Origin of the sequence: Paenibacillus sp. FSL H3-0286 (assembly GCF_045040705.1) — a bacterium.
In the GTDB taxonomy this organism is placed as follows: Bacteria; Bacillota; Bacilli; order Paenibacillales; family Paenibacillaceae; genus Paenibacillus_AQ; species Paenibacillus_AQ odorifer.
Window position 1 is genome coordinate 3166918 of the sequence record NZ_CP150285.1, and the last position, 16177, is coordinate 3183094.

The following is a 16177-nucleotide window of genomic DNA, read 5'->3' on the forward strand; positions in this document are numbered from 1 at the left end:
ATGCGAGTTCAGGGCAATGCCGCCCAGACTCGCGTTTTCTATATACCTGTTTTTGAAATGCTCTGCATCATTCAGGCAATTACTGTGCCGTCAGCAGCTGCTCCAGAATTTCGGCGCGAATCTTCAGCAGGCTCAGCTCTTTCAGCGAACGGCTGCGCTGTGGAGTATCAATTTCAATAATTTTTACAATCCTGCCCGGATGTCGGGACAAGATCATAATTTCATCCCCCAACAGCAGGGCTTCATCAATATCATGCGTAACAAAAACGATGGCGCATTTCTTGCGCTCCCACAATGCGATTAATTTCTGAACTAAATCAAACCGCAGATGATAGTCCAGGGAGTGAAAAGGCTCGTCCATCAGCAGCATATTTCCGCCGTGATAAAAAGCGCGGGCAATGGAGCAGCGCTGCCGCATGCCTCCTGACAGCTGATGAGGATAATGATTCTTGTAGGCAGCAAGCCCGACCTCTTCCAAAAATGCTTCGATTTCCGACGCAGAGGTCGGAGAAGCCTCCTTAACAAAGCTGATATTCTCACCAACTGTAGACCACGGCAGCAAACAATCCTCTTGAAAGACATAGGACAGCTTTAGCTCTGGATGCACAGTGACCCTGCCGGAATCGGCGCTTTCGGACTGTGACAGGATATTCAGCAACGTTGTCTTTCCCGCACCTGAAGGGCCTAGAATACAAATGATTTTCGGCATCTGGATTTCAAGACTGATTTTTTCCAGGATTGGAACTCCCGAATAGCGTTTGGAAACTTCTTGTAGTGTAATAAGCATAAGCCCCACCCTTATTTATTCAAATGCGTCGGCAGGCTTACCCTGCTGCGGAACAGAAATGTAATGCAAGATTTGATCACATTCCAGAAAATAGCCATAAACAATGCCAGGGCAAACACGCGATCGGTCTCCAGATTTGTTCTGGCATCGGACAGCAGGCTGCCGATCCCGTCGACGGAGGTCAACAGCTCCGCCATTACGGCCAGCTTCCAGCCCAGTCCCGCTGAGGTGATCATGCCTGATTTCAGATAACTTTTGAGCGAAGGCAATATGATATGCCGGAGAATCTTATTGCCGGGCACATGATAGACCTTGGCCATCCGCATCAATTTGCCATCGATCGCCGCAAATCCCTCGTACAGATTGACCACCAAAACCGGTGTAGTGGACAACACGATAATAAAAATTGCAGGCAGATCCGTAAGCCCAAACCAAATGATCGCGATGCCCAGCCAGGCGATCGGCGGCACGGATTGCATTATATCGATGACTGGTTCCAGATAAGGCTTCCAACGCGGATAAAGTCCAAGCAGCAGCCCCAGACAGCCGCCCAGCAGCAGAACGCAGACCATGCCGATCAGCAGCTTGAGCAGCGTGCGATAAACTGCATAATAAAACTCCGGATCACCGAAATAGCTCAGGACCGTGCGCATCGTCTCCAGCGGGCCAGGCAGGACAAAAGGGTCCATCTGCATAGCTACAAGCTGCCACAGCAAGGCAATGCCCAACAGGGATATGGCTTTTTTACTTAGGCTGATAATAGAACTGTTCATCGGGAAGCTTGCCTCCAATGCTGTCCTTGCTGTAATTCATCAGCGTCTGGTAATACGTTGACAGAACCTCTTTGCTCTCGGAAGCGGAGGCGAAATCCAGCGCCATATGCGGAATCGCTTTCTCAACCACACCGGCATCCAGCTTGAAATACTTGTTGGCCAACTGAGCCGCCTCTTTGGGGTTGTCCAGCGTCCATTGCAGCGCTTTTTGATATGCTTCCTGGAAGCGGGCGACCAGTTCCGGCTGGCTGGCAATTACTGACTGCTTGGTTGCGAGTCCGGCGTTGGGCAGATCGGTGTTTAATTTGGTAACCTGCTGCCATTCCTTTTTGTAATCCACGATCGTGCGCACCTGATCATTTTTCATTTGTATCGCGGTAATTTGCGGCTGAATGCTCACAATTGTGGAGGCCTTGCCGGATAACAACAGCTGAGCTCCCTCAGCCAGCTGGGTGTAATGCAATGTGATGTCTTTCCCTGGCTCCAGTCCGTTATGCTTCAAAAAGGTCTGCGTAATATAATCGACAGGCGAGGATTTCATAGGCACATACAGCGTTTTTCCTTTAAGATCCTCCCAGCTCTGGATGGACGGATCTGTTGTAATCATGCTCATCACTGACCAGGTATTCACATTCATCAAGGAAAGATCCATTCCCTTGTTATACATCACGACGGCATTGTTCAGCGGCAGAGCTAAGAAGCTTACTTGATTGTCCTTAGCCAGCGCGGTCAGCGTGTCGATGGACTCCCAGGTTTTGAACTCGATGTTGACCGATTCTCCCAACGCCTTGGATTCAATTAGCCTCAGAATAGGCAGAGAAGGCGGAGAAGGAGGGCCGCCGACCGTGATATTCAGTGTTTCTGCCGGGCCAGCGGAGGGAGCGGCGGATTTGGGCGAATTTTCATTTTTTTGTTGCGAACAGGCACTTAACATAAAAAATAAACTTAACAGTAAACTGAGGCACAAGGCATAAACAGATTTAGCTTTCATCGTGAGTTCCTTTCAAGCGGTTATTTTGACAGCTAGATGGTAATATTGATGAATTTTATTGATAATTATTCTCAATTACAGTGAAAATAAAAACCTATCATAAGACATGATAGGCCTGCGCCCAACTATTTTTTGCTGCTGCAAACGGCAATATAATTCAGATCTTTACCCGTCGTATTAAAAAAGGTAAACATCTTTTTGAACTGTTCCCGGTTCTCTTTCTTGAGCCCGTTTTTCACAATACGCAGCGCCCCGATAACCCCTTCATCGCGAATGAGTCCATTGATACTCATTAAGGACATGGGACCGGTAGCATTGTCTACTTGCTTAAAGCCTGCGGAGTGGAACAATCCCGCCCAATGCCCAACAGACAGCGGCTCGACATTGATGTGAATGGTGCGGCGAAGCTCGGCTAGATGTTCTTCCATATTTTCCTTGGCAAAGGTAATATCATGTGTTAGCAGAATGCCGCCAGGCTTTAGTACCCGATAGTATTCGGCGACTGCCTTTTCCTTCGCAGGCTGGTTAAGCATCGTGAGCATGGCTTCATTAATGACAACGTCAAAGCTCTCATTCTCAAAAGGGAGCTTCATCGCATTGCCTTGCCGGACATGGATATAGTTTTCCAGATTGGCATTTTTAATATTTCGGTTTGCTTTTTCCAGCGCCCGCGGGTCCATATCAATGCCGGTAATTTGACAGTGGTATTTCCCGGCCAGTTGAATGGAGGTGGTGCACATATTGCAGGCTACCTCCAAAACCTGGCTGTCCGTACTCAGATTGGCTTGCTGGATCAGCCAGTTGGTTGCTGCAACGCCGCCGGGCCGCAAACGTTTTTTTCCCAGCCGCGCCAAAAAATTATGGCCTACTTCCTTTTTCATCGCATTCACCCCATTACTTATCCGGCTTGACTACAACCAGAAGCATCTGAAACGCTTCTGTTGCGTATAGGGCATGCGGAATATTGGCCGGCATAACTAGGGTCTCCCCCGCATGAACTGTGTAGTTATCTTCTCCAATTGTAATTTCCGCTTGCCCGGACAAAATGTTGACCATGGCATCGCCCGGGGAAGAATGGCCCCCAATCGACGAGCCTTTATCCAGCGAAAGTAAGGTCATTGCCAGATTTGGCCGCTGTACAAGGGTCAGACTGGAAACCTGCTGTTCCTCTATTGTGATGATTTCTTTCAAATCTATGACTGCGGATTGCGGCAGTTTTTTAATAAATAAACCTGTTTCCATTTTGAATACCTCCGTTTTATATACTGATTTGCAAAAATTTGCAGCTGCTGTGGGCGGAATAATCATGCCATGTGCCCGCTGGGACGATAACAGATGCGCCGGCTGTCAATTGATAGGGCTCTGCCGCCACCAGCAGATGAAGCTCGCCTTCCAGCACATGGATGATTTTAGATTTGGGGGAGGTCTCCGAACTGATAGTCTCCTCCTGATCCATGGCATACAATACCCATTCCGGTTGTGCTGCTGTTTCGGCTGCAGCTACGGGTAATGACAGCGTTCGGCTCGCAATCCGGTGCGGCTTGACGCTGATCATATCTGTTAAGAAAAATACCTTGCCTGCTGTAATTCCACTCATACGATCCCCCTGTTCAAAGTACAGTGTTTTGATTATTTCCAAATTGCTTGATTGAATGATTCCTGCAATTTGATATAATGAGAATGACTAATGAGAATTATTCTCATTTATTTTATTGTAGCAGAGTATTCATCATGACTCTGTTGCCATGGCAACAGGAGGCTGAGAAAATTGCAGAAATATCTGAGCAGGATACAGAGCACCACTTTGTTTAAGGGATTCGCGGACCGGGAGGTGCAGCAAGCACTGAGCTGCCTGCAGGGCACAATCAAGGATTTTGCGCGGAAGGAGGTTGTTTTTAGAAAAGACGATATTCTGGATTCGGTGGGCATTATTATCCATGGCAATGTTTTGCTGTGCAAAGATAATATCTCAGGCATGAGATTTATTTTCTCGGAACTCGGGGATGGAGAAATCTTTGGCGAAACGGCGCTTCGCCTTGTCCAAGAGCACAGCGGCTATGAAGCGGTGGCGGGATCGGAATGCCGGATTCTGTTTATCAAAATAAATAAAATCGTCCGGCCCGGCCAGGACACTTGCCATTTAAGGGGACGGATCATTGAGAATATGTTGGCCCTGCTGCTTGAGAACAACCGGTCTATCTATCAAAAGCTGGATCTGGTCTCCCACAAATCGCTGCGGGACCGTATCCTGCATTATTTGGCCCTCCAGACCAAAAAAAACAATTCCGCCTGTTTTGAAATTCCGTTTACCCGCAGCGACCTGGCTGATTATTTGACTGTTGACCGCAGCGCCTTGTCCAGAGAACTGCAGCGAATGGCACAGGACGGGCTGATCCGGTTTAATCGAAATCAATTCGAGCTGTTGGACGCGGAGAATCAGCTGCGGATCAGCGATTTTTAGAATAATTTCTCCAAACATTGAAAAGGAGTAAACAGAGGGAATAATCAGCTAGAAAGCGCATTGGGAAAGGATTTGACCGATCTAAACAGCATAAAAGACGTAGTTAAAGTTAGCTAACTGTTGACTTGAGTTTTGATTTGTTGATTTTAGCTATCTATCGGAGTTACTCATAAATACAAGAGCCCGCGTCGGACGCGGGCTCTTGTATTTTACTCTCCTCCAGTAGCCACCGGATTCTCCTCATATGAAATCCAATCACTCCAGCTTCCTGCATACAGCTTCACATTCTTGTACCCGGCTTTGCCTAGTGCGAGCACATTTGGGCAGGCACTTACGCCTGAACCGCAGTACACGATAATTTCTTGCTCAGGATTAATTCCTTCATAATGCTCTTTCAGCACCTCAGTTGATTTCCAGCGCCCTTGCTCATCCAGTACATCCTTCCAGAACTTATTGATCGCTCCGGGAATATGACCTGCCTTCGGATCAATGGGTTCTTCAAGTCCTTCATAGCGGCGGGACTCGCGGGAATCCATCAATAGTGCGCCACCGTCGTTAACTACATTTTGCACATCTTCCATGCTAACAAGCATCTTCTTCTGAACATCTGCTTCATACTGGCTAGGAATCCTAACCGCTTGATGATCACTGACGGGAAATTTACCATTTTTCCAAGCAGAGTAGCCTTCATCCATTACATACACACGTTCATGCCCTAAATAACTGAGCATCCACCATAAACGGGAAGCGTAAGCTCCACCTTGATCATCATAAGCAACGACAATGCTATCTCTGTTAATGCCAACCTTGCTAAGAACGGTGGTTAGCTTCGAGATCTCAGGCAGTGGGTGGCGTCCACCGTGTGCGCTTACTGGAGCGGAAAGCTGTTCTTCCAGATGTAGATAAAGTGCTCCGGGAATATGATCTTCCGTATAGGCTTTACGCCCAGCTTCCGGATCCGTGAGTAAAAAACGGCAATCGACTATAACAAGTTCAGGCTCGTATAACCGAGCAAGCAGCCATCGAGTAGAAACGATCGGTTCCATAAAGTAGCCTTCTTTCCTGTTTAATATGTATGGAGTCATTATAGCGGAAAATAAAAGAGGGCGCACCTTAAGCTTATGGCTTAAACTGCGTCCTCATTGAATTAGATCAAACGATATCCTGATGGCAAGCTGCCGGTACGTTGAATGGTGCGAACCTGCGCCGGGGTCAGCCGTTGATTGCTTGAAATGAGCGATTCGACATCTCCTCTTCGCAGAAAGTCGTCCAGTTCGCGGATGCTGCGGTTACCACGCAAAATGACGAAATTATCGCGGAAGGCAGAACGATCGAATAACACAAGCGTAGCGTTCGGATTTGTGGAGAAGAAGCGCAAGCTTTCTATTCCTGTAAGGACTGAATCTATATCTGCAATGCCCAGGTTGCCGCGAAGAGTTCTGCGAAGCCCCCGAAAGTTCTCCTCACTAAACACTCTTAGCCTAGGATATATTACAGATGTTACTTTTTTTGTAATCATGGTTAATCCCTCCAAGTTCGATTGACGAACTGTCGTTTTCGACAACTCGCCGCCAGATTTACCATAAATGAATGCGGTAGTTTCGACTGGAAAAAGGAGTGACCTGGGCGCTAGGCTCCGGATTACTCCTTTTTGTTGTTGTAAGCAGTTCCTAGATCAAACGATATCCCGAAGGCAAGTTACCGCTGCTGCGGATATTACGGATTTGTTCGAGGGTTAAGCGTTGGTTAGTAGAAATAATGGATTCCACGTCATTACCTGAAATGAAATCATCCAGATCCCTAATGTTGCGGTTCCCGCGAAGAACACGGAAATTTCCTCTAAACCGGGTTCTTGTGAAGAGTACCAGTGTAGCATTGCTGCTAGTAGAGAAGAACCGAAGGCTCTCAATACCATCGAGGATGTTGTCCGTATTACGAATACCCAGGTTGCCAGTATATACTCTACGGCGTCCATTGAAGTTTTCTTCATCGTACACGGTCAAGCGAGGGAAAGTCTGAGAAATGTGAACTTCTTTTTTCATTTGTAATTCCTCCTTTGTTATCTAATCTATGTTCATATAACTTTTTGGCTTGGCTGATAGTCTAATAGAAAGCCCTTATTTGCATGAATTTATTATTTTGGGCTTTACTCCAACAATATATTAGTGTACTATTTAAGTAAGACACTGACACAATATAAAAAATGAACAATACATTAGTTGGCAGGGAGGATTCGCATGAAACAGGGGAGTGGTGTAGAAATGCAAGATTCAATCGTTCTGCAAATGAATGAGGTAAGTAAGATCATCAAAGGAAGACCAATTGTGGATAAGCTGACATTTGATATCCGTAAGGGTGAAATTGTTGGATTGCTAGGTCCAAACGGTGCAGGAAAGACCACAACGATTCGAATGATGACGGGTTTAATAAGGATGAGCGAAGGCGATGTGATTATCCAAGGCCACAGTGTAAAAAAGGATTTTAAGCAGGCGATTGGCCATATCGGTGCGATAATTGAAAATCCAGAGTTTTATCCCTATATGACTGGACTTGATAATCTGAAGCAGTATCAAAGAATGACGGATAACATTGAGGCTGGCAGAATAGATGAGGTTGTAGAACTGGTAGGACTTCAAGAAGCGATGAATAAAAAAGTAAAGGCTTATTCGCTGGGGATGCGCCAACGTCTTGGGATTGCTCAGGCGCTTCTCAATCGGCCGAAGTTATTGATTTTAGATGAGCCTACGAACGGACTTGATCCGGCCGGAATACGGGAAATGCGTGATTATATGCGTACCATCGCCGAAGTGGAAGGCATTTCTATTCTGATTTCCAGCCATTTACTTACTGAAATTGAACAAATATGCCATCGGGCTATTGTGATCCAGAATGGTAAGCTGGTGACCGTAACTACGATTGGTGAGGAGCAGGAAGCAACCGCACAAGTGAAGCTCACCATCCGTGTAGGATCAATCGAATCCGCTATAAATATCTTGGAGCGCTTGGATTATGCGGAATTGATCTCTATGGATAGCGCGCGATCTGAAGTGACAGTAAGTCTGCTTGATAGCAGAGTACCGGAGCTTGTATCTACTTTTAGTGATGAAGGTGTGGGGATTTTTCGGATTACGGAGAATAAACAAAGTCTTGAGGAAGATTTCTTGAAATGGACAGGAGGAAACCGCATTGCGTAACTTTAATAATCTGATTGTGAATGAATGGCTCAAGCTCTCAAAAAAACGCACATTTTTTATGCCATATCTGATATTAATTCTATTATCCCTGCTGTTAGGTTATATAGTTCATTCTGTCTCACCTGACCTGTTTGAATCAGCTTATGATTTTTCAGCTATGATGCTGCTTTCTCAAGGGATTGGGCAAGTGATTACAATTCTTGCGATCATCGGAACAGCAGGTATTGTCTCAAAAGAGTATAGTCAAGGAACCATTAAGTTCCTGCTTATCCGCGCCAGAAGCCGTACAGCAATCCTCGCATCCAAATATGTGGTTGTACTGTTGTATGCTTTGACTTTGACTGTCATCGGAGGTATAGCCGTTTTTGGAACAGGGGCTTTGTGGTTTGGACTAAGTGGTGGAGAAGCGGGTATGAGTGAGATGCTTACAAACCTATTGTATAATCTCGTTAGTACGGTTGTGTATGGAACACTTGCTTTTATGCTGGGGATATTGACCACTTCAACGGGAGTAACGATTGGGGCTACTATGTTTGCGCTAATGATAGACAAATTGATTATTTCTCGTGATTTTTACAAATATGTTCTGTTTCCAAACTTAAATTTATCTGCTTATGAAGGTGGAGGAGCACCTATGCCTGGAATGACACTGACCTTTTCTATCGTGATGCTTGTCTTATACACAGCTGTCTTTCTTCTCGTAGGTTTCTCCGTCTTTAGACGAAGGGATGTTGCTTAATCATGACAATCGAATTCGATAACAACCTGCCGATTTATATACAGATCATGAATTACATCAAAGGTGAAATCGTCACAGGCAAGCTGAAACCGGGAGATAAAATACTCTCAGTACGAGAACTTGCCAGTGAACTGCAGATTAATCCGAATACGGTGCAAAGAACTTTTCAGGAACTGGAGCGTGAAGAAATCGTGGAAACCCGGCGTGGAATGGGAAGATACGTCACAAGTAATGAAGGTACTATCCTGACCATCAAAAAAGAAATGGCCAAAGATGTGCTAGATCGTTTCATTCGTGGTATGCAGGATCTTGGCTTTCAAGGCGAAGATATTTTAGCGGCGGTTGCGGAGAATATCCGTAACAAGGATAAAGAATAGGGGGATAAACAAGTTGGGAAATATACTTGAGGTTCATGAAGTTACAAAAAAATATAGATCCAAGCATGCCCTCCACAAGGTATCTTTTAATCTGAGTGCGGGTAAGATCACAGGACTGCTGGGCAGTAACGGCAGCGGCAAAAGTACACTTATGAAAATCATCGCTGGACTGACACAACCTACCTCTGGTCGTGTATCCGTCATTGGGGGTTCTGTAGGAACAGAAAGTAAAGCGGTGGTGTCGTTTATGCCTGATAAGCCGCTTACAGAATCCTGGATGAGTGTTTCTGATGCTCTGAAATTCCAAACTGACTTCTATCCGGATTTTGATCAGACTAAAGCCTCGCGAATGTTGGAGTTTATGAAACTAAGAGCGCAAGATAAGGTAAAGGACCTGTCCAAAGGGATGAACGAACGTTTACAGCTTACACTTGCCCTATCACGCCGAGCTAGCCTTTATTTGCTGGATGAACCCATTGGTGGTGTAGATCCGGTAGCTAGAACAAAAATTCTTAACGCGTTAGTAGAGTTTTATGAAGAGGACAGTACCATTCTCTTATCAACCCATTTAGTATCGGATATTGAGCGGATCTTTGATGATGTGATTTTTATAAAAGAAGGAGAAATTCTGATGCATACTGCGGTGGAGGATATTCGGCTACGCCATGGCAAAAGTATTGACGAACTGTTCAGAGAGGTGTACGCAGAATGCTAAAGCTAGTGAAGTATGATTTTAGACGGGATAGGGATAAGTTTCTTGCAGTTTTTGTAATCATAATTCTGGCACAGATTGGGTTAGGATTTACCAAACTGCATGACTATGAACGGTTTACTTTGAACGGAATAGCTTATGTTATTGCAGGACTGATCTTTCTTGTCATGGCAGCAAAAACCTTTTTTAACAATATAAATTCCTATAATCGTCGCCTAGTGCCCGTAAGAACTTTGAACACAGTCCTTTCTCCGTTAGTGCTCTATTTAGCTCTAATGCTGGGTATTATTTTAATAGCTTTGATCCATTTTGGTGTGTATCTTTCAATGTATCCCTCCTCATTTCTTCCGGAGAATTTCTGGAAAGTGGGATTGTTAGTTCTCTTGCAGGCGTATTGGTTTACCGGTTATATCATGCTTACCTTGATGGTCTCCATTACGGTTGCACGAAGTGTGAAATTTAAGGGGCGAGTATGGATTGGGCTGGCCACTGCGTATTTGTTACAGAATGGAATATTCTATTTGGAGTATTTTATTTTCAAAAGTAACTTCACTGCTTGGGAAAGTGTATTCCAGTTCGAGGTCATAGATGAGACGGATACCGCAAATGGGATACAGCTTATACAGGGTCATTTGAATCTAGCTCCTCTTCTGTTTGAAGCGGTGATAGCAGTTCTTCTTATAGCGGTCATCATCAAGCTCGTTAATAAAAGAGTGGACGTTTAGCCACAACTTGGCGGAATAGTTTTTTGAACGGAGGCAGAGTGATTTAGCTTTGGCTTCGTTTTTGTGCAAAAAAAAGACGTCCTTCTAAGTGAAGGGCATCTGTTAGGGTAAGTTCTACAGACCTTCAACCCGAAGGGTGGCGGTCCATGTTTCAAGCTCTCTTATTAGGCGTTCTTCCTCATTTTCGTCCAAGCGGAATTTAACTCCATATTGATATTGGCCAAGCCCAAACATCCAACCCCACCGGACGCTGCATAAGAGCTGAAGCTTCTCTTCATTTAATTGAAGATGAATAATAAGCCTAGTATCTCTTGCAGTGAATCGAAGATTCAAAGGAGTACGTACCTTACAACCCGAACGGCTAAGATCGAGTAATACAGCCTCTGTTAACTTTCCAGCACCTGGACCGGAATTGTTAAGCGGAACTTCAATCCAGCATTCAAGCGGATGGTTCATAACATAACGGAATGGTTCTTTCCTGCTGGACACATCCATAATTTTCCTCCCCATTGTTTATTTGCTATTATATCGAAAGGGAATGTTGAGAACAATCTACTAAAGTGCTATTTTTAATTAAGAATTAATTTTTTTAATACTAACGAAGGTGATGAGATTTATATGTACCAATACCTTAATGAAACGTTCCGTAATCACAATTTTGATCAAGGAAGCTTGCAGGATGGTGAGTTAAATAACTGTACATTCGAGCAATGCTCCTTCAAAGGCACTTCTATGGAAGAGATGAACTCTATTGGCTGCCGATTTATTGATTGTGATTTTACTGGAGCCATGCTTAATGCGTCTCACCATAAAGGTTCAGCTTTTACCAATTGTAAATTTACGGGAGCGAACCTGTTTGTATCTAAATTCGAAGATTGCAAGATGGTTGGATCGGATTTCTCAAATGCATATTTGGACGGAATCTCCCTACTCGGAGGGGACTGGTCGTACACGAACCTAAGACATACTAATCTAAGCAGACAGGATCTGCGAGGGATTCGATTTACAGAAGCGGACTTAATGGGCTGTAATTTGCAAAAAAGTGACTTACGAGGAGCGGATTTGAGCCGTGTACAATTGTCTCAATGCAAACTTAAGGGAGCGGATATGCGGGAAGCGATTGTTGAAGGAATTGATTTAAAGAGTCTGGATCTGCAGGGAGTGCGGATGGATATTGAACAGGCGGTACTCTTGGCACGTTCATTTGGGGCAAAAGTAGGGAATTAGTAAACGGACGCATCAGTTGCTAGCGTGGATCATAAAGACCTCCGCTAGCAAATCAATGCTTGAAGCGGAGGGGGTGGCAGCGCAGATTATTATGAGTATTCTAACTGCTGAACCTATGTATTATGGCATATGTAATAGTATGCGTTAACGTAACCTTTTTCTGGGTTTTGCCCACCATTTAATCCATAAGAATCCATCATCATCACGAAAAAACTTTATACCTACCCAGCGTAAGGGTGTCCATACTTCTTTAAAATAATATGAAGGCATAGTCTGTTAGACCCTCCTATATAGTAAATTATTACTATATATTACGCTAATTCTACGGGATTCACAAGCTAGATTTACTAATAATTACATATTGTCCGGGTGAAAGGGGTTGAGGATGCATTATGCAGGACCTAAGGCACCGCTTGAGCTACCGAGAAGTGCACCCCTCCATTTTACATAGACGCTCCACGTCATAGTGGATAGCAGTGGTCGATGTCATGAAAGACAAAGGAGTAGTAGTTCTCTAATAATAGGAGAACTACTACTCCTTTTTTTTGGATCGTTGTTTGGCTGCTTTTACACCGCCGAGTCATATTCAGTCCACTGAAGCTTAAGGACCCGGATGACGTTATTAGCATATTTTTAACCTTTTGAGCGTGCTTTCGGACCTCAGAGACATTATTCTATATGAAGAGCCTGTTATTGAGTGTTTTTGGTGCCAATTGCGGCTGTGGTGTCCGTTAATATCCAAAAAGTGAGCTAACGCTGCGTATAAGGTCAGCTGAGTCCGATAGATGATTCGTAAGCGAATGAGATGTAATTAGGAAGTTAGATGTTCAGATCATTGAGGCTACTCCAGCAGTCATTTCATGGGTAATGGGATGGCTTTTTTTTGTTGCCGAGTTGGATTCGAATCTAGTAAAAACACAATGTTAGAAGGGGATAAGCACAGTCATTTTATGATGCCTCGCATTTAATAAACGGAGAGGATGTGATGAGATGACAGAAGGCGAGTTTATAGCGAAGATTGCGAATTTTGCTGTAAAGGACATGCAGCTCACTAAGGTTCCTGCTTCGTTAACCATTGCTCAAGCGGCTCTGGAGTCAGGCTGGGGCAGCAGTGGATTGACTGTGAAAGCGAATAATTTGTTTGGGATCAAAGGAAGTGGACCTGCTGGCAGCATTACTGTACAAACTACCGAATATATTAACGGTAAAGCTGTTAAAGTGAATGCCCCTTTTCGAGCCTATAACAACTGGGGAGAATCTATCGCGGATCATTCCGACTTGATTGTGAATGGAGTCTCATGGAATCGCAACCTTTACAGCAAGGTTCTCGGTGCGAGTGGCAAGGTGGCCGCACAAGAGATTGCCGCAGCTGGTTACGCTACTGATCCGAACTATGCAGCTAAGCTGATTCAAATTATGAATACCTATAATCTGTATCAATATGACGACAAATCCATGGGAGGAGATGATGAGATGTCAGCAGAGGATAAGCAAAAGCTTGTTAGTCTAGAATCGGAAGTAAAGGAACTGCGTGCTCTTATAGCAGCTCTTACAGATAGCAGGGATACGCTGAAAACAGGTGTGCAAGAACAGGGGCAGTCGATTAATAAGCTTACGGATCGGGTGACATTCATTGAAAATCGGGCAGTCATGAATGTCCCTGCATGGGCTGAGGCGGCTGTGAAAGCAGCGACTGCGGCAGGACTTCTCGATACTCCATCGGGTGGCAGTTACGATTTCTATCGCATATTAACGGTGCTGAACCGTGCAGGTTTACTTGTAACAGGAAGTAAAAAATGAAATAAGGAGGATTAAAAAACATGTATAACGATGCTCTCAACAGTGTGCTTGCCTTTGCTTCAGTCCTAGCTGTTTTTGTAATGGCACTTGTACAACTTGTGAAGAATAGCATTGAACTTCCGCGGAACATTGTGCCAGTAGTGGGGTTGGCTATTGGCTTGCTGGTTGGAGCAGTTGCCTATCCGTTCACTGATATGAATCTGATTCTGCGACTCTGGGCGGGGGGGCTTGCGGGGCTATCAGCGACCGGTTTGTTTGAACTGGCTTTTAATAAAAGGGATGGGACGAAAAAAGATGATAAATAGATCTTGCCTATGAGTTTTATAAAACAATCGTTTTACACTGGTAATGTGGCTATGCATTCAGTCGAGAACACTAATATATTATGGTATGCCAATTTATAAAGGGGGTGCAACGATGGGAACTTACCTTGATGCAAGAACATCTCAAAATGCCAGCCTAGCCAACTCTATAGCGATTCCTATTACGGTACTTAACACGCCGCAGCTTTTTGGACAGATTGGGTTGTTAACGGCTGGAGTGACTACCAATCCACGTGTTCTCCTTAAAGGAACGATATCAGTGACACTTCCGCTAGCGTTAGTGGGTATCACAATTACGATTGTAAGAGGAACCTTGGCTACTGATCCAAAAGTGTATTCTGCTACTTCAACTTTTGGTCTTAGTATATTGGCTCCACAAGTAATAACTTTTTCGGCAGATGACTTCTTACCCGCGATTACTCCTCAGCTCACTTATACAGCATTTGTTTCTTCTAATCTTCTCGGTACAGTACGTGTGGGCCCAGAAAGCTTTGATGGTATTTTAGTTTCTGATTAATTGTATAGCCCTAAACCTCGCTGGTAACCCAGTGGGGTCTTTTTTTTTAACCGTACGCCCAATCTTCTAAGGGGTTATCTACATATCTTATGATGTATTCTAAATACGGAGGAGGTCTTCTCATGGGTGCTGAATTTGGTCATGTTGGTGGTGCTTTTACTTCTACAGGCGCAATCTTAGTTTTGTTCATCTTATTAGTAATTATTACAAGCGCATGCATATTCTAATTCACCAAAATAGCAGAGCTCCATGTTGGCATTTTGCCGACTTGGGGCTTTTTTTTGTAGGTATTTTGTCCATTAAGGCTATATAAAATATTAAGTTAAAAGAATACTAATCACGTAGTGAATAACATGAGTTTACAATACTATGATTTTGAATATTCAAATATACATGTTATCTTAATCTGATAACATAGATTAATACTGTTAAATTTTATTTAGGAGAGAGCTAGTTTGAAGAAAAAAATGATGATCGGAATTTCTTCTGTTATTGTACTTTTAATCATTGTTGTAACTGTGGGAAGCTTTTATTTCTATCATGTTGCTATTGCACGTGCTTCAAAGGACTTCTTGAATGAAAGCCCTGACCTGCAGTCCAGTCCAGAGGTAGAACAATCTAAAGATACCTCGAAGGCAGACCAAGAGTGGTGGGATACCCAGAGCTTTGATAGATGGGAGATGAATTCTGATGACGGAATAGAGCTTAAAGCATACTATTTAGCTGCTCCTGAACATTCCGATAAGACAGTGATTATTGCTCATGGGTATGCTGGAAATGCAACTCAAATGAGCGGGTATGCCAGAATGTATTATGAGAGACTTGGATATAATATTTTGCTGCCGGATGCCAGAGGACATGGAGAAAGTGAGGGTGACTATATCGGATTTGGATGGCCAGAACGTAAGGATTACTTGAAGTGGATACAGAACGTTCTGAAAGCAAACGGTGAGGATACACAGATTATACTGCACGGTGTTTCCATGGGGGGAGCTACCGTAATGATGACAAGCGGTGAGGATTTACCAGCTAATGTTAAAGCAATTGTGGAAGATTGCGGTTATACCTCAGTGAAGGACGAGCTTACCTTTCAATTAAAAAGAATGTACCATCTCCCCGCCTTTCCAATTGTAGATACGACCAGTATGCTAACAAAGATTCGGGCAGGTTACTCCTTTGGTGAAGCCTCAGCCTTAGAACAGGTGAAGAAATCTAAAACGCCAACCCTGTTTATTCATGGCGATAATGATACTTTTGTTCCTACGGAAATGGTTCATACGGTATATGATAATAGTCCGGTCGAGAAGGAGCTTTACATCGTTCCTAATGCGGGTCACGGAGAAGCTTTCCGCATGGATCCGGTTAAGTATGAGAGCGTAGTTTCTGAGTTTATCGGAAGATTTGTGAAATAGTTGTTGCTGAAAAGGCTGCCGAAAGGTAGTCTTTTCGTGCTTATAATACCGTTAAACATAAATTCGGGGCCCTATCTCTAGGGCCCCTTTCATGGGAGAGGAGAAACCGGACGAAGAGCTTATGGGGAAACGTAAGCCT

Annotated in this window: 22 protein-coding genes; 12 read left to right on the forward strand and 10 right to left on the reverse strand. The window is 44.2% G+C overall.

Annotation, left to right across the window (positions count from 1 at the left end):
• Positions 1-79: 79 nt before the first annotated feature.
• The 6 genes from MHB37_RS14220 to MHB37_RS14245 form a co-directional block, all read right to left on the reverse strand.
• On the reverse strand, positions 80-787 hold the full coding sequence (locus tag MHB37_RS14220; protein WP_076126073.1) for an ABC transporter ATP-binding protein: 708 nt from the start codon (positions 785-787) through the stop codon (positions 80-82).
• 11 nt (positions 788-798) lie between these two features.
• Positions 799-1560 carry an ABC transporter permease gene (locus MHB37_RS14225; protein ID WP_076126075.1) on the reverse strand — a complete coding sequence of 254 codons (762 nt, stop codon included), beginning with the start codon at positions 1558-1560 and terminating at the stop codon, positions 799-801.
• Positions 1532-2551: an ABC transporter substrate-binding protein gene (locus tag MHB37_RS14230; RefSeq protein WP_076308089.1), complete on the reverse strand. Its 1020-nt coding sequence runs from the start codon at positions 2549-2551 to the stop codon at positions 1532-1534. The genes MHB37_RS14225 and MHB37_RS14230 overlap by 29 nt, the downstream gene beginning before the upstream one ends.
• Before the next feature lie 125 nt (positions 2552-2676).
• Positions 2677-3432 carry a class I SAM-dependent methyltransferase gene (locus tag MHB37_RS14235; protein ID WP_340394160.1) on the reverse strand — a complete coding sequence of 252 codons (756 nt, stop codon included), beginning with the start codon at positions 3430-3432 and terminating at the stop codon, positions 2677-2679.
• A 13-nt stretch (positions 3433-3445) separates the two neighbouring features.
• Complete coding sequence (locus MHB37_RS14240) at positions 3446-3793, reverse strand: cupin domain-containing protein (RefSeq protein ID WP_076189939.1); 348 nt, start codon at positions 3791-3793, stop codon at positions 3446-3448.
• A gap of 16 nt (positions 3794-3809) precedes the next feature.
• On the reverse strand, positions 3810-4148 hold the full coding sequence (locus MHB37_RS14245) for a cupin domain-containing protein (RefSeq protein WP_076126083.1): 339 nt from the start codon (positions 4146-4148) through the stop codon (positions 3810-3812).
• A gap of 171 nt (positions 4149-4319) precedes the next feature.
• Between MHB37_RS14245 and MHB37_RS14250 the strand changes: the two genes are divergently transcribed.
• Entirely contained in the window at positions 4320-5012 is a 693-nt protein-coding gene (locus MHB37_RS14250; protein WP_076126085.1) for a Crp/Fnr family transcriptional regulator, read from the forward strand.
• 209 nt (positions 5013-5221) lie between these two features.
• Here MHB37_RS14250 and MHB37_RS14255 read toward each other — a convergent pair whose 3' ends face one another.
• From MHB37_RS14255 to MHB37_RS14265, 3 genes are all read right to left on the reverse strand, one after another.
• Positions 5222-6058, reverse strand: coding sequence for a sulfurtransferase (locus MHB37_RS14255; RefSeq protein WP_340394164.1), 837 nt, complete (start codon positions 6056-6058; stop codon positions 5222-5224).
• Positions 6059-6159: 101 nt separating this feature from the next.
• On the reverse strand, positions 6160-6531 hold the full coding sequence (locus MHB37_RS14260) for a hypothetical protein (protein WP_076126088.1): 372 nt from the start codon (positions 6529-6531) through the stop codon (positions 6160-6162).
• Positions 6532-6682: 151 nt separating this feature from the next.
• Positions 6683-7054 (reverse strand): hypothetical protein, encoded by a 372-nt coding sequence (locus tag MHB37_RS14265; RefSeq protein WP_076126089.1) that lies wholly within the window; start codon positions 7052-7054, stop codon positions 6683-6685.
• Positions 7055-7249: 195 nt separating this feature from the next.
• Between MHB37_RS14265 and MHB37_RS14270 the strand changes: the two genes are divergently transcribed.
• From MHB37_RS14270 to MHB37_RS14290, 5 genes are read left to right on the forward strand one after another with little or no spacing between them, the layout of a single operon-like run.
• Positions 7250-8206 carry an ABC transporter ATP-binding protein gene (locus tag MHB37_RS14270; RefSeq protein ID WP_081383247.1) on the forward strand — a complete coding sequence of 319 codons (957 nt, stop codon included), beginning with the start codon at positions 7250-7252 and terminating at the stop codon, positions 8204-8206.
• Positions 8199-8945, forward strand: coding sequence for an ABC transporter permease (locus MHB37_RS14275; RefSeq protein ID WP_339173799.1), 747 nt, complete (start codon positions 8199-8201; stop codon positions 8943-8945). Before MHB37_RS14270 ends, MHB37_RS14275 begins: the two co-directional genes overlap by 8 nt.
• A gap of 2 nt (positions 8946-8947) precedes the next feature.
• Positions 8948-9322: a GntR family transcriptional regulator gene (locus MHB37_RS14280; RefSeq protein WP_076101764.1), complete on the forward strand. Its 375-nt coding sequence runs from the start codon at positions 8948-8950 to the stop codon at positions 9320-9322.
• A 13-nt stretch (positions 9323-9335) separates the two neighbouring features.
• Positions 9336-10037, forward strand: a complete 702-nt coding sequence (locus MHB37_RS14285; protein ID WP_076126093.1) for an ABC transporter ATP-binding protein — start codon at positions 9336-9338, stop codon at positions 10035-10037.
• The gene (locus MHB37_RS14290; protein WP_340394167.1) at positions 10031-10759 is read left to right on the forward strand and encodes a hypothetical protein; all 729 of its coding nucleotides are present in this window, start codon (positions 10031-10033) and stop codon (positions 10757-10759) included. Before MHB37_RS14285 ends, MHB37_RS14290 begins: the two co-directional genes overlap by 7 nt.
• 114 nt (positions 10760-10873) lie before the next feature.
• Here the strand turns inward: MHB37_RS14290 and MHB37_RS14295 are convergent, their stop codons facing one another.
• Positions 10874-11254 (reverse strand): PilZ domain-containing protein, encoded by a 381-nt coding sequence (locus tag MHB37_RS14295; protein ID WP_076126099.1) that lies wholly within the window; start codon positions 11252-11254, stop codon positions 10874-10876.
• Positions 11255-11377: 123 nt separating this feature from the next.
• Between MHB37_RS14295 and MHB37_RS14300 the strand changes: the two genes are divergently transcribed.
• From MHB37_RS14300 to MHB37_RS14325, 6 genes are all read left to right on the forward strand, one after another.
• On the forward strand, positions 11378-11986 hold the full coding sequence (locus tag MHB37_RS14300; RefSeq protein ID WP_076126101.1) for a pentapeptide repeat-containing protein: 609 nt from the start codon (positions 11378-11380) through the stop codon (positions 11984-11986).
• A 990-nt stretch (positions 11987-12976) separates the two neighbouring features.
• On the forward strand, positions 12977-13786 hold the full coding sequence (locus MHB37_RS14305; RefSeq protein ID WP_076280758.1) for a glycoside hydrolase family 73 protein: 810 nt from the start codon (positions 12977-12979) through the stop codon (positions 13784-13786).
• 20 nt (positions 13787-13806) lie between these two features.
• Positions 13807-14091, forward strand: a complete 285-nt coding sequence (locus MHB37_RS14310) for a holin (protein ID WP_076101776.1) — start codon at positions 13807-13809, stop codon at positions 14089-14091.
• Positions 14092-14203: 112 nt separating this feature from the next.
• Positions 14204-14626: a hypothetical protein gene (locus MHB37_RS14315; RefSeq protein WP_076183705.1), complete on the forward strand. Its 423-nt coding sequence runs from the start codon at positions 14204-14206 to the stop codon at positions 14624-14626.
• A 122-nt stretch (positions 14627-14748) separates the two neighbouring features.
• Positions 14749-14853, forward strand: a complete 105-nt coding sequence (locus MHB37_RS14320) for a sporulation protein YjcZ (RefSeq protein WP_081389784.1) — start codon at positions 14749-14751, stop codon at positions 14851-14853.
• A 228-nt stretch (positions 14854-15081) separates the two neighbouring features.
• A complete protein-coding gene (locus MHB37_RS14325; protein ID WP_405169520.1) occupies positions 15082-16038 on the forward strand; it encodes an alpha/beta hydrolase in 957 nt (318 codons plus the stop codon).
• The last annotated feature ends 139 nt before the right edge of the window (positions 16039-16177 follow it).

Coding starts and splice junctions, on each gene's coding strand:
- MHB37_RS14220 (WP_076126073.1), bottom strand. CDS start 787: ATGCTTATTACACTACAAGAAGTTTCCAAACGCTATTCGGGAGTTCCA.
- MHB37_RS14225 (WP_076126075.1), bottom strand. CDS start 1,560: ATGAACAGTTCTATTATCAGCCTAAGTAAAAAAGCCATATCCCTGTTG.
- MHB37_RS14230 (WP_076308089.1), bottom strand. CDS start 2,551: ATGAAAGCTAAATCTGTTTATGCCTTGTGCCTCAGTTTACTGTTAAGT.
- MHB37_RS14235 (WP_340394160.1), bottom strand. CDS start 3,432: ATGAAAAAGGAAGTAGGCCATAATTTTTTGGCGCGGCTGGGAAAAAAA.
- MHB37_RS14240 (WP_076189939.1), bottom strand. CDS start 3,793: ATGGAAACAGGTTTATTTATTAAAAAACTGCCGCAATCCGCAGTCATA.
- MHB37_RS14245 (WP_076126083.1), bottom strand. CDS start 4,148: ATGAGTGGAATTACAGCAGGCAAGGTATTTTTCTTAACAGATATGATC.
- MHB37_RS14255 (WP_340394164.1), bottom strand. CDS start 6,058: ATGGAACCGATCGTTTCTACTCGATGGCTGCTTGCTCGGTTATACGAG.
- MHB37_RS14260 (WP_076126088.1), bottom strand. CDS start 6,531: ATGATTACAAAAAAAGTAACATCTGTAATATATCCTAGGCTAAGAGTG.
- MHB37_RS14265 (WP_076126089.1), bottom strand. CDS start 7,054: ATGAAAAAAGAAGTTCACATTTCTCAGACTTTCCCTCGCTTGACCGTG.
- MHB37_RS14270 (WP_081383247.1), top strand. CDS start 7,250: ATGAAACAGGGGAGTGGTGTAGAAATGCAAGATTCAATCGTTCTGCAA.
- MHB37_RS14280 (WP_076101764.1), top strand. CDS start 8,948: ATGACAATCGAATTCGATAACAACCTGCCGATTTATATACAGATCATG.
- MHB37_RS14290 (WP_340394167.1), top strand. CDS start 10,031: ATGCTAAAGCTAGTGAAGTATGATTTTAGACGGGATAGGGATAAGTTT.
- MHB37_RS14295 (WP_076126099.1), bottom strand. CDS start 11,254: ATGGATGTGTCCAGCAGGAAAGAACCATTCCGTTATGTTATGAACCAT.
- MHB37_RS14300 (WP_076126101.1), top strand. CDS start 11,378: ATGTACCAATACCTTAATGAAACGTTCCGTAATCACAATTTTGATCAA.
- MHB37_RS14305 (WP_076280758.1), top strand. CDS start 12,977: ATGACAGAAGGCGAGTTTATAGCGAAGATTGCGAATTTTGCTGTAAAG.
- MHB37_RS14310 (WP_076101776.1), top strand. CDS start 13,807: ATGTATAACGATGCTCTCAACAGTGTGCTTGCCTTTGCTTCAGTCCTA.
- MHB37_RS14315 (WP_076183705.1), top strand. CDS start 14,204: ATGGGAACTTACCTTGATGCAAGAACATCTCAAAATGCCAGCCTAGCC.
- MHB37_RS14320 (WP_081389784.1), top strand. CDS start 14,749: ATGGGTGCTGAATTTGGTCATGTTGGTGGTGCTTTTACTTCTACAGGC.